At 59.0% G+C, this 12651-nt stretch carries 10 protein-coding genes; 3 read left to right on the top strand and 7 right to left on the bottom strand.

The window, feature by feature from the left end; translation table 11 throughout:
* Positions 1-12: 12 nt before the first annotated feature.
* Both serA and BM225_RS09080 read right to left on the bottom strand, forming a co-directional pair.
* Positions 13-1608 carry a phosphoglycerate dehydrogenase gene (gene serA / locus BM225_RS09085; RefSeq protein ID WP_072709181.1) on the bottom strand — a complete coding sequence of 532 codons (1596 nt, stop codon included), beginning with the start codon at positions 1606-1608 and terminating at the stop codon, positions 13-15.
* A gap of 72 nt (positions 1609-1680) precedes the next feature.
* Positions 1681-2826, bottom strand: a complete 1146-nt coding sequence (locus BM225_RS09080) for a phosphoserine transaminase (RefSeq protein WP_072709179.1) — start codon at positions 2824-2826, stop codon at positions 1681-1683.
* A gap of 158 nt (positions 2827-2984) precedes the next feature.
* On the opposite strand from BM225_RS09080, the gene serB reads away from it, so the two are divergent.
* Complete coding sequence (gene serB / locus BM225_RS09075) at positions 2985-3860, top strand: phosphoserine phosphatase SerB (protein WP_072709177.1); 876 nt, start codon at positions 2985-2987, stop codon at positions 3858-3860.
* Positions 3861-3943: 83 nt separating this feature from the next.
* Here the strand turns inward: serB and BM225_RS09070 are convergent, their stop codons facing one another.
* The 3 genes from BM225_RS09070 to BM225_RS09060 all read right to left on the bottom strand — a co-directional run bounded on the left by BM225_RS09070 (position 3944) and on the right by BM225_RS09060 (position 6749).
* Entirely contained in the window at positions 3944-4495 is a 552-nt protein-coding gene (locus tag BM225_RS09070; RefSeq protein WP_072709175.1) for a 2OG-Fe(II) oxygenase, read from the bottom strand.
* Positions 4496-4629: 134 nt separating this feature from the next.
* Positions 4630-4884, bottom strand: a complete 255-nt coding sequence (locus BM225_RS09065) for a hypothetical protein (RefSeq protein ID WP_072709173.1) — start codon at positions 4882-4884, stop codon at positions 4630-4632.
* A gap of 206 nt (positions 4885-5090) precedes the next feature.
* A complete protein-coding gene (locus BM225_RS09060; RefSeq protein ID WP_072709171.1) occupies positions 5091-6749 on the bottom strand; it encodes an NAD+ synthase in 1659 nt (552 codons plus the stop codon).
* Between the two features lie 166 nt (positions 6750-6915).
* Between BM225_RS09060 and BM225_RS09055 the strand changes: the two genes are divergently transcribed.
* Entirely contained in the window at positions 6916-8436 is a 1521-nt protein-coding gene (locus tag BM225_RS09055) for an MORN repeat-containing protein (RefSeq protein ID WP_083595766.1), read from the top strand.
* Positions 8437-8448: 12 nt separating this feature from the next.
* Here the strand turns inward: BM225_RS09055 and BM225_RS09050 are convergent, their stop codons facing one another.
* Positions 8449-9981 carry a cryptochrome/photolyase family protein gene (locus tag BM225_RS09050; RefSeq protein WP_276326935.1) on the bottom strand — a complete coding sequence of 511 codons (1533 nt, stop codon included), beginning with the start codon at positions 9979-9981 and terminating at the stop codon, positions 8449-8451.
* Positions 9978-10643, bottom strand: coding sequence for an SDR family NAD(P)-dependent oxidoreductase (locus BM225_RS09045; protein WP_092464190.1), 666 nt, complete (start codon positions 10641-10643; stop codon positions 9978-9980). Before BM225_RS09045 ends, BM225_RS09050 begins: the two co-directional genes overlap by 4 nt.
* 344 nt (positions 10644-10987) lie before the next feature.
* Here BM225_RS09045 and BM225_RS09040 point away from each other — a divergent pair, with 344 nt between their 5' ends.
* The gene (locus BM225_RS09040) at positions 10988-12547 is read left to right on the top strand and encodes a 2-isopropylmalate synthase (RefSeq protein WP_072709167.1); all 1560 of its coding nucleotides are present in this window, start codon (positions 10988-10990) and stop codon (positions 12545-12547) included.
* Positions 12548-12651: the final 104 nt, after the last annotated feature.

Raw genomic sequence — 12651 nt, 5'->3', positions numbered from 1 at the left:
CCTAAAAGGTGATTACTTGACGTCGAATTGAAGCGGCTTGACCTGCTTGAATTTACCGGTGCCTTTCAGCGCGCTGACAACAGTCTCGTTGATCGGTGCATCGACATAGAGCAGAGCGATTGCTTCGTCGCCCGATGCCTTACGGCCAAGGGTAAAGTTCGCGATGTTGACGCCGTTCTCACCCAGAACGCCACCCAGAGTACCGATGATGCCCGGCACGTCGTCGTTGGTCGTGTAGAGCATGTGCTCACCGATCTCGGCGTCGATGTTGATGCCTTTGATCTGGATGAAGCGCGGCTTGCCATCGCTGAATACGGTGCCAGCGATCGAACGCTCGAAGTTTTCGGTGACGACGGTCACTTTGATATAGCCTTCGAACGCGCCAGATTTGTCCTGCGTGGTGGTCGAAATCTGCACGCCGCGCTCTTTGGCGATGACGGGTGCGGAAACCATGTTCACGTCAGGGTTGGTCGCCTGCATGATGCCAGCCACAACAGCCGAGGTCAGCGCGTCAGTGTTCATGTCAGCCGACACACCGTCGTACAGAACGTTGATCGCCTTGATCGCGTCGTCGGTCATCTGACCGATGAACGCACCTTCGTGACCCGCCAGTTCAATCCACGGTCCCATGACCTTGGCTTCTTCGGCAGTGATCGAGGGCATGTTCAGCGCGTTTTCAACAGCGCCGGTCAGCAGGTAGTTCGACATCTGCTCGGCAACCTGCAGGGCAACGTTTTCCTGTGCCTCGGTGGTCGATGCGCCCAAGTGGGGGGTGCAGACAACGTTGGGCAGGTTGAACAGAACGTTCTCTTTCGCGGGCTCTTCTGCGAACACGTCGAATGCTGCGCCAGCCACATGGCCGGACTTCAACAGTTCTGCCAGAGCCTCTTCGTCAACCAGACCACCGCGGGCACAGTTGATGATGCGAACGCCCTTCTTGGTCTTCGCAAGGTTCTCTTTGGACAGGATATTGCGGGTGCCGTCGGTCAGAGGAACGTGCAGAGTGATGAAGTCGGCGCGCGACAGCAGCTCGTCCAGCTCAACTTTCTCGACCTGCATCTTCTCGGCTTTGTCTTCCGACAGGTAGGGGTCGAATGCGACGACCTTCATTTTCAGGCCGCGAGCACGGTCGCACACGATGCCACCGATGTTGCCTGCGCCGATGACGCCAAGGGTCTTGCCGGTCAGCTCAACGCCCATGAACTTGGACTTTTCCCACTTGCCCGCGTGGGTCGAGGCCGACGCTTCGGGGATCTGGCGCGCAACAGCGAACATCATAGCGATGGCGTGCTCGGCAGTGGTGATCATGTTGCCGAAGGGCGTGTTCATGACGATCACACCTTTTTTCGACGACGCTTCTTTGTCGACGTTGTCGGTGCCGATGCCAGCGCGGCCAACGACCTTCAGGTTGGTGGCATGCTCGAGCAGCGAAGGCGTGACTTTGGTCGCCGAGCGGATGGCCAAGCCGTCATACTTGCCGATAACTTCGGCCAGCTTTTCTTTGTCTTTGCCCAGTTCGGGCATGAAGTCGACGTCGATGCCACGATCGCGGAAGATCTGAACGGCGGTTTCGGACAGCTTGTCGGATACGAGAACTTTGGGAGCCATTTTGATGGTCCTTTGATCTGAGAATTCTATGAGGATGTTCGGGGGCGACGAGGCGCCCCCAAGAGGGAAAGCTTAGGCTTGCGCTTCGATTTCAGCTTCGAAGGCCCACTCGAGCCAAGGCATCAGAGCCTCGACATCAGCGGTTTCCACGGTGGCACCGCACCAGATGCGCAGACCTGCGGGCGCGTCACGGTATGCACCGATGTCCAGCGCAACGCCTTCTTTTTCCAGACGCTTGGCAACAGCCTTGGCGAATGCCGCGCCGTCCTGAATGCGGTCGTCGGTGAACTTCAGGCAGACCGAGGTGTTCGAACGGTTTTCGTCGTTCACGGCCAGATTCGCGACCCAGTCTTTCTGCTCGCAGAAGTCCCAGATGACTTTGGCGTTTGCATCCGCGCGCGCCATCAGAGCAGGCAGGCCACCGATTTCGCGGGCCCAGTCCAGAGCAACCAGATAATCTTCAACAGCCAGCATCGAGGGGGTGTTGATGGTCTCGCCGCGGAAGATACCGTCGATCAGCTTGCCGCCTTTGGTCATGCGGAAGATCTTGGGCATCGGCCATGCGGGGGTGTAGCTTTCCAGACGCTCAACCGCGCGGGGGCTCAGGATCAGCATACCGTGAGCCGCTTCGCCGCCCATAACCTTCTGCCAAGAGAAGGTGGTCACATCCAGTTTGTCCCAAGGCAGGTCCTGCGCAAATGCGGCCGAGGTGGCGTCGCAGATGGTCAGACCTTCGCGGTCGGCGGGGATCGCATCGCCATTGGCTACGCGCACGCCCGAGGTGGTGCCGTTCCAAGTAAAGACGACGTCGGTGTTGTAGTCGATGGACGCCATGTCAACGATCTCGCCGTAGCCGGCCTCTTTGACCTCTGCGTCGATTTTCAGCTGCTTGACCACATCACTGACCCAGCCAGCGCCAAAGCTTTCCCAAGCAACCATGGTCGCCTTGCGGGCACCCAGCAGCGACCACATGGCCATTTCAACCGCACCAGTGTCGGATGCGGGAACGATGCCGATTTTGTAGTCAGCGGGGATGCCAAGAATATCACGGGTTTCTTCGATGGCAGCCTTCAGCTTGTCCTTGCCCACAGCGGCACGGTGCGAACGGCCCAAAGCAGCATCCGACAGCAGTTCCAGCTTGAATGTGGGGATTTTGGCGCAGGGGCCCGAAGAAAAACGCGGATTTGCCGGCCGCGTAGCCGGTTGTGCGATAGCCATTTCTGGTACCCTTCCAGATAATCGCCTCTCGTTGGGGAGAGGTGTCCCGCTGACGCAGATACGGGGCTTCGCGCTCTTTCACAATAGCCAATTTGTCGCTATAGCGCCGCTTGAGTGACGAAAAACGACGACTTTGTTCCCTATAGGAAACTTCCCCCATGTATATGGCAACCCTACTGACCAATCCTGCCAATCCTGCGCTGGACGCGATGCTTGTTGATTCCCTGCGCAATGCGTGGGGCGGTGGGGCCGTTCAGTGGCTGTGCCCCGACGTGGCTGCAGAGTTCGGTCTGGACGTGTTGCCAGACAATCAGTGGGATGTGTGGGAAGACCTGCAAAAGCAAGGCGTTGACCTGGTGATCCAGCCTGCGGAAGGTCGCAAAAAGAAGATGCTGCTAGCGGATATGGACAGCACCATGATCCAGCAAGAGTGCATCGACGAATTGGCGGACGAAGCAGGCGTCGGCGAGCGCGTCAAAGACATCACCGCCCGCGCGATGAACGGCGAGCTGGACTTCGAAGGTGCCCTGACCGAGCGCGTCGGCCTGCTGAAAGGTCTGCCCGAAAGCGTTATCGACAAGGTTCTGGCCGAGCGCATTACCTTTATGCCGGGTGGCCGCGAATTGCTGGCAACGATGAAAGCCAACGGTGCTTACTGCGCTTTGGTATCTGGCGGTTTCACAGCGTTCACTGCGAAGGTGGCAGCGGAACTAGGCTTTGACGAGAACCGAGCGAACACGCTGATTGCCGAAGGTGGGGAGCTGACCGGTGACGTTGGTCGTCCGATTCTGGGCCGTGAAGCAAAAGTTCAGGCTTTGGAAGAGATTACAAAGCGTTTGGGGATCACCGAGGCGGATGTTGTGGCCGTGGGGGATGGTGCGAATGATCTGGGAATGCTGGGTCGGGCTGGCGCAGGCGTGGCGCTGCACGCCAAGCCCTCAGTCGCGGCGCAATGTGATATCCGCATCAACAACGGCGATCTGAGTGCGCTGCTCTACATTCAGGGCTACGCGAAAACCGAATTCGCCGGATAACGGGGCGCGGCTGACGCCGCGCTGCCTTCGGCGAGGGTATTTTCACCAAGATGAAGGGGCGCCGTGGCCCCTTTTGCTTTACGTCAGCGGAACGGGGTTCCATGGCTCCAGATCGTCAGGCTCTGGCGGGTGCCGTCGGTTACAGGGGTTACGCGGTGCATCATGAAGCTGGGGAACAGGGTCGCCGTACCGCGCGCAGTACTCGCAGCAAGACAATCGCGTCCAGTCATGAGCTCGAGCTTGCCGCCTTGGTAGGCATCGGTTTCGGAGAGTTGGACCACCATGGTCAGTTTGCGACGGCTGGCGATGCGGCCCTCGCCAATGTCAGAGTGCCAATCGAAATGCCCACCAGCGCTAGCGCGATAGGTGGCGACTTGGGCGCTTTCTGCAAATTCGCTGATCTCGAAATCAAATACGTCGCGGTTGGCCAAGCGCACCAGTTCCAGGATTCGGTCCATCACCCATTCTGTATCCGAGACTTCGTCCAGCCAAACCAGTTCAGCGCGGCGATAATTATGATCTTTCTGGTCACGAACCAGTTTGGCATCACTCGGGATCGCATCATTTACGATCTGAGTGATGCGGTCACATTCGGCCGCCGAGAAGGCGTCGGGTATCTGGTGCACAGTAATCATTGAAGATGTCCGTAGAACGAGAATTCGGAAGCGTTCCGTTAGGGCCATTGCCCTGAGTCGTCTGATAGAATTCCGACACGGCATCCCAAATGCGACATGAAAATGCACGCCACGTTCTACCACGGGCTGTGATGCTACGGAGACCGCGCAACGTCACGGAAATGGCGTATGGCATCGGCCAGATCGTCGAAATCGCCAAAAACCCGACTGCCCTCTACCTCCGCGAAAATTTCGTCCGTAGGGTGCTGCAGGATTTGGTAGATGGTCCCCATGTTGCCTTGTGCCACACGGCGCACGCGCGAGAAGTCTTGCCAACGCAACGAATGGCCATCCGGCAGATGAATACCAAGCGCATCTGCGCGCATGACCTCTGGCGCGCTGCGGATCATCCTATCCCTTTGCCACAAACGCCCTGCACCGATCAAAGTGATCAACGCGCAGAGCGGCAAAAACACAAGGATCAGATTCGAAAATCCGCGCTGCACCCCGAGGGAAACGCAAAGTAAAAAAGAGGCCGGCCCAACCAAGAGGGCCCAGAATGCCAAGGCCCACGTTACGCGCGCCCAAAGCGGGCGCTCGTATATGATCAGTGGCGTCACTTTCCGGTCCGGAAGCGGTTCACGATCGGGTAGCGCCGGTCCATCCAGAACGCCTTGGTCGTGAGACGCGTGCCAGGGGCCGCCTGATACCGCTTCCATTCATTAATGTAGAGTAGATGTTCCACCCGCTTGACGTCGTCGCGGTCATAGCCGCGCGAGACTAGGTCATCGACCGATTCCTCGTGGTCAACGAGACCGGTCAGGATCGCGTCCAGCACGTCGTAGGGCGGCAGGCTGTCCTCGTCCTTTTGGTCGGGGCGCAGCTCGGCGCTTGGCGGTTTGGTGATGATACGGGGCGGGCAAACCTCACCTTCGGGGCCCTTCATCCACGGGCGGTGGTGGGCGTTGCGCCAGCGACAGGTCTCGAATACGCGGCTTTTGTACATATCTTTGATCGGGTTGTAGCCACCGTTCATGTCGCCGTAGATCGTGCAGTAGCCCGTGGCCATTTCCGATTTGTTGCCAGTGGTCAGGAGCATTTCCCCGAACTTGTTCGACAGCGCCATCAGGATGGTGCCGCGGATGCGGGACTGGATGTTTTCCTCGGTCACGTCTTCGGCCAAGCCCTCGAACATCGGGGCCAGCGTTTCGGTAAAGGCGTCGCGGGCGGGCGTGATCGGGACGGTGTGATATTTCACGCCAAGGTTTTCCGCGATCTCTTTGGCGTCTTCAAGCGAGTGCTCAGAGGTGTATTCGGAGGGCAGCATAATGCAGCGCACATTGTCAGCGCCGATCGCATCCACAGCGACCATCGCGACCAAGGCCGAGTCGATGCCACCGGACAGACCCAAGAGCACCTTCTTAAAACCGGACTTGCCGAGGTAATCGCGCAAGGTGACGACCATCGCGTGGTAGTCTTGCTCCCATGCATCGGGGTGAGCGGCCAGTTTGGTTTGCTCTGCGTCCCAGCCGTCATCGGTGCGGTTCAAGGTGATGTGGGCGACAGCCTCTTCGAACACTGGCAACAGAGCGGCCAATTTACCACCACGATTCAACACGAATGAGCCACCGTCAAACGCCTGATCGTCTTGACCGCCGACCATATTCACATAGACCAGCGGCATGTCATTCTCGATCACACGCGACACCATGTGGGTCAGGCGGGTGTCGTACTTTTCCCGGCGATAGGGCGAGCCGTTGGGGACTACCAGAAACTCTGCGCCCGTTTCGGCCAGTGTTTCGGCGACGTCTTCGTGCCAAGCATCCTCGCAGATTGGGGTGCCGATGCGGACGCCGTTCAGCACATAGGGGCCGTTCATTTCGCCAGATTTGAAAGTCCGTTGTTCGTCAAACACGTTGTAGTTCGGCAGGTGATGCTTCAGAAGTTGGGCGCTGATCTTGCCCCCGCTCAGAACAAAGTAACCGTTGTGCAAGTTCGGCCCGACCATCACAGGCGCACCAATCCCGATGGCAGGGCCGTCGGCGCAATCGGCCGCCAGTGCCTCCAGATGCTCCATGCAAGCGTTCTGCAGGGCAGGCTTCATCACTAGATCCTGCGGATTGTAGCCAAGAAGGAACATCTCGGGGCAGACCACATAATCAGAACTGGCCTCTTTTGCCTCGGCCCAGACCTGACGCACGCGATTGGCATTGCCCGAAAGGTCCCCCATCACTGGGTTCAACTGGGTCATGGTCAGGCGGAAACTCTGGGTCATGTCGATAGCCTCTTGCGGTCATATGCAGGGGTCGCGTCCCCACCGCTTTACCAGAATGCGGCCCGAGGGAAAGAGATCGCGCGAAATCCGTTGCCCGAAGTCGGGGGGTGAATTAGGGTCCGATGTAGGTTGTTTACTGGGATCTTCCCCGTAAGAGGAGTGAAAGATGCGCGATTTCAAAAGCTTTGCGGCGACGACAGCACTTGCCGTGATGTTAGGCGGATCGGTTCTGGCACAAGACACGGGCGAGGTAATTACCAAGCAATATGACGACGGCGGCATCTACGAGGGCACGTTCAAAGACGGTCTTCAGGATGGCACCGGCACCTATCGTTTGCCGAACGGATTTACTTACACGGGCGATTGGGTCGCGGGTGAAATCCGCGGCGAAGGTGAGGCGCGTTTCCCCAACGGATCAGTCTATGTGGGCCAGTTCGCCAAGGGTAAACCCGATGGCGTCGGCAAAATCACCTTTGCCGATGGCGGCACCTACGAGGGCGAGTGGGTCCAAGGTGAGATCACCGGCCAAGGCGTGGCCGATTACGCAACTGGCGTCCACTACGAAGGCGGCTTCCTAAAGGCTATGCACCACGGCAAGGGCCGGATGGAGAGCCCCGGCGGCTATGTCTACGAGGGTGACTGGGCCAACGGCGTCAAAGAGGGGCGCGGCACGATCACCTACCCCGACGGCGCGGTCTACGAGGGCGAAATCAAGGACGGCACCCGCGCAGGCGAGGGCACTTTGACCATGTCCGACGGACTGACCTATCAGGGCAACTGGTCAGAGGGTCAAATCAACGGCGTGGGCAAACTGACTTTGGCCAACGGCGACGTGTACGAAGGCGAACTGGTCGACGGCAAGCGTCAGGGTCAGGGCAAAGTCACCTATGCCAACGGCGACACCTACGAAGGCGCGTTCGAAAATGACCAGCGCCACGGCCAAGGCACGTTCACCGGCGCGGACGGCTACGTCTACAACGGCGACTGGGTCAGCGGCGAAATTCAAGGGCGGGGCAAGATGACCTACCCCGACGGTTCGGTCTACGTGGGCGAGGTCGCCAAAGGCTTGCCCGACGGGCGCGGGACCATCCGCTATCCCGACGGCAACAGCTACACAGGCGACTGGGACTCCGGGGTGATCGAAGGTCAGGGCAAGATCACTTATACCAACGGCCTAGTCTACGAGGGCGGTTTCAAAAACGCCCGCAACGATGGCCAAGGCGTCCTGACCATGCCCGACGGCTATCGCTACGAAGGGGAATGGTCGAACGGCGAGCGTCAGGGCAAAGGCACTGCAACCTACGCAGACGGCACTGTCTACGAAGGGGACTTTGTCGCGGGCAAGCGCGAGGGCACCGGCACGATCACCATGCCCGATGGCTTCCGCTACGAGGGTGAGTGGAAGAATGGCGAAATCAGCGGCGAAGGCAGGGCGACCTATGCAAACGGGGACGTCTACCAAGGCACCTTTGTCGAGGGCAAACGTCAGGGCTTTGGCGTCATGCGCTACACCACCGGCCAGCAGACCGAAGGGCAGTGGGACAACGGTGCACTCGTTACCGAAGGCGCAGAGGAGGTGCCGGCTGACACCTCGACCGATGCGCCCGAAGTTCCTGCGGAGACTGAAACCGAGGCCCCTGCAAACGACGACGCAGAGCCCGAAGCAGAGGCCCCAGCAACCGAGTGAATTAGGCCGGTGTCAGATAACCCCGCCCTGATCCATCCGGCGCAGCAGGCTATCAGCTTCAGAGAGCACCGTTTCGCGGTGCTCTTCGTCCATCCGGTCCCATGTGCGATACATATTCCCCATGCGCGGGTTCTTTTCGAACCGCTCGCGGTGGCGATCCAGAAAATGCCAGTACAGCAGGTTAAACGGGCAGGCCCCCTCACCCGTCTTCTTGCTAACCTTGTACTCACAGGATTTGCAGTGATCCGACATCCGATTGATGTAGCTGCCAGAGCTGACATAGGGCTTGGACCCCAATAGGCCCCCGTCGGCGAACTGGCTCATCCCAATCGTGTTCGGTGCCTCGACCCACTCATAGGCATCTGCATAAACGCCCAAGTACCATTCGTGCACCTCGGCAGGATCAACACCCGCGAGCAGCGCGAAATTCCCAGTGATCATTAGTCGTTGGATGTGGTGCGCGTAGGCCTCTTCCTGAGTAACCTTAACCGCACATTCCACGCACTTCATCTTGGTCTCTGCGCCCCAGTAAAACGCGGGCAACTTGCGGCCATGCTCCAATGTATTGCTCTTCATATAATCCGGCCCTTGCAGGAAATAGATGCCGCGCACGTATTCCCGCCACCCAATGATCTGCCGGATGAACCCCTCGACCGCATTGATCGGCGCATTGCCGTTCTCGTATTCCTTTGCCGCCGCCTCACAGACCTCCAGCGGGTTTAACAGTCCCGCGTTGATGTAGGGCGACAGGATCGAATGATAGAGCCACTTCTGATCCGTAAGCATTGCGTCCTGAAAGTCCCCAAACTTGGGCAGCGCGTTCGTCATGAAGTCCTTCATCGCATCCAGCGCTTGCTCCCGCGTGGTCGCAAAGAAGAAGCCATCCAGATCACCGAAGTGGCTGCCGAAGCTGTCTCCAACCAGATCCAGAACTTCTTGGACGTCTTCGTCAGGCTCGAACGTCAGGGGGCCATCATGGCTCACGTCATCGGGTGCAGGCTTGCGATTGTCGTGGTCGAAATTCCACTTTCCCTCGACCGGATCGTCGCCATCCATGAGCAAACCGGTCTTGCGCCGCATATCGCGATAGAAATACTCCATCCGTAGGGATTTGCGCCCCTCGGCCCAGTCCTGAAATTCGGTGTGCGATGCCAGAAAGCGATCATCGTTGAACATGTGCACACTGACCGGACAATTTTCGAGCGCACTGATCAGGCGGAACTCTCCCGGCTCGGTCGCGATGACCTCGTGAGCGTCGAATTCTTTGGCGCGGCGCATCAACTCACCACAAATGCTGTCGCTGCCCTCTTCGTCGAACCGCTTGTACGCGACCTGCCAGCCATCTGCCTCCAGCGCCTTGGCAAATTTGCGCATCGCCGCAAAGACAAAGGCGATCTTCTTGGGATGGTGCTTTACGTAAGCCGCCTCGTCCCCGACCTCGGCCATGACGACGACGTCATGCTCTTTGTCCCCCTCTTTCAGAGCAGACAGGTCCATCGACAGCTGGTCTCCCAGAACCAGAATCAAGCGCTTCTTCTGGCTCACCACGGAATCTCCTTCATCGCGTAATCGTAAAACCCACCGGATTGCGCGGGCTGCAGCCCCTCAATCACATCTACCAGACGCGCTGCCGCCACTTCGGGTTCCACGGCCGGATGCCGCCCCAGATACTTCCGCGTGAACTCGGTCGCGACGGTCCCGGGATGCAAGGCCACACAAATACAGTCTTTGTGCGTCCGCCCCAATTCAATCGCTGCCCCCCGCACGATCTGATTCACCGCCGCCTTTGACGCGCGATAGCTGTGCCACCCTCCAAGCCTGTTGTCCCCGATGCTCCCGACACGCGCGGACAACACCGCCAGAACAGAGCGCCCTTCCTTCGGCAACAACCGCGCCGCATGCTTTAGAACCAAGGCCGGCCCGATGCAGTTCACCGCAAACTGGTCCGACATCGCCTTCGCATCCAACTGGCGCACAGATTTCTCTGGCGCCGCGCCATCCACTTCCAACGCACCCGTGGCATTGAACACCACCTCAAACTGTCCCTCCAGACGCCCGAGAACTTCGGCAACAGAGGCCTCATCCGTGACATCCAGCCCATCCAAGGACCGCGACACACCAACGACATCGTATCCGCGACGCGTAAACTCCGCGCACATGGCCGATCCGATTCCCCCCGATGCCCCGATCACCAGTGCCCTTTTCATGCGTGCCCCTTGCAGACTTCTTTTTGCGATAAATACTCAACGGCGCGCGGCCCATAGCCTGCGAACACCTTCTGGCATAGGCACTTAGGGCCGATCCGGCCCCTATCAACAAATCTGCTCTTTTCTTCCCTGCATCCGCATGTATAGATGCCGCCCATGATGATGATGGGACATATTGCGTCTAACGCTCCTGCTGGCCGTGCTCTTGCACAGGCCCTGTCCCTACTTCTCCTAACTCGCCTCTGAGCGTGCCCGATGGGCGCGTCCGCTCAGAGGAGTAATCTATCGCGCCCCTGTTTGCCTATGAACAGCCCTCGGGCTCCGGAGAATAAAGCGAGATTCCTATGACCACAGCGACCAACCGCGTCAAAATTTTCGACACCACCCTGCGTGACGGCGAGCAAAGCCCCGGCGCAACCATGACCCATGACGAAAAGCTCGAGATTGCAGAGCTTCTGGATCTGATGGGTGTCGACATCATCGAAGCGGGTTTCCCGATCGCGTCCGAAGGCGACTTCCGCGCCGTGTCTGAAATTGCGCAGCGTAGCAAGAACGCCAGCATTTGTGGCCTTGCCCGTGCCAATTACAAAGACATTGACCGCTGCTGGGAGGCTGTGAAGCACGCCGCCAAGCCGCGCATCCACACCTTTATCGGCACCTCGCCGCTGCACCGCGCTATTCCAAACCTGTCTCAGGACGAAATGGCCGAGCGTATCCATGATACTGTCACCCACGCCCGCAACCTCTGCGAGGATGTGCAATGGTCACCCATGGACGCGACCCGCACCGAGTGGGATTACCTGTGCCGCGTGATCGAAATTGCCATCAAGGCCGGCGCGACCACCATCAATATCCCCGACACCGTGGGCTACACAGCACCGCGCGAGAGCGCAGACCTGATCCGCCGCCTGATCGAAACTGTGCCCGGCGCAGACGAAATTATCTTTGCGACCCACTGCCACAACGACCTTGGCATGGCGACTGCGAACTCGCTGGCCGCAGTCGAAGGCGGCGCGCGCCAGATCGAATGTACCATCAACGGTCTTGGCGAACGTGCGGGCAACACCGCACTCGAAGAAGTCGTCATGGCGCTGAAGGTCCGTCACGATATCATGCCGTTCACCACAGGCGTCGACACGACCAAGATCATGAACATCTCGCGCCGTGTGGCGTCGGCCTCGGGCTTTAACGTCCAGTACAACAAAGCGATCGTTGGCAAGAACGCCTTTGCCCACGAGAGCGGCATTCACCAAGACGGTATGCTCAAGAACGCAGAGACGTTTGAAATTATGCGCCCTGCTGACGTGGGCCTTGCGGGCACCTCGCTGCCGTTGGGCAAGCACTCGGGCCGTGCCGCACTGCGCGCCAAGCTGAACGATATCGGCTACGAGGTGGGCGACAACGAACTGATGGACATCTTCGTCCGGTTCAAGGAACTCGCTGACCGCAAGAAAGAGGTCTATGACGAGGATATCGTCGCTCTCGTGCAGGCGGGGGCCCCCGCGAGCGAGCATCTGAAGGTCAAATTCCTGCGCGTGATCTGCGGCACCGAAGCGCCCCAATCCGCCGACCTGACCCTGACCGTCGATGGCGAGGACAAACAAGTCACCGCGCAGGGTGACGGTCCTGTCGATGCGACCTTTAACGCCGTCAAGCAGATTTTCCCCCACGGCGCGCGCCTGCAGCTTTATCAAGTGCACGCCGTGACCGAGGGCACGGATGCACAGGCCACCGTCACCGTGCGCCTGGAAGAGGATGGTTTGGTTGTTACCGGTCAGTCAGCGGACACCGACACCGTGGTCGCCAGCGCCAAGGCCTATGTGGGTGCACTGAACCGACTGATCGTCCGCCGCCAGAAATCGGGCAAAGACACTAAAGAGGTCAGCTACAAAGACACCGTTTGATCGGGTTTCTGACCTCTCAATCTTGGGGCTGGCCATTGGGCCGGCCCTTTTCTTTGTCAGCGGTGCGCTTGGCCACTGATGCGACGTGAGTATTTGTACAAAGC

This window comes from Donghicola eburneus (assembly GCF_900115865.1).
Classification (GTDB): Bacteria; Pseudomonadota; Alphaproteobacteria; order Rhodobacterales; family Rhodobacteraceae; genus Donghicola; species Donghicola eburneus.
The sequence above is the reverse complement of the archived record's forward strand: the minus strand, read 5'-3'. Positions and strand labels throughout refer to the sequence as shown.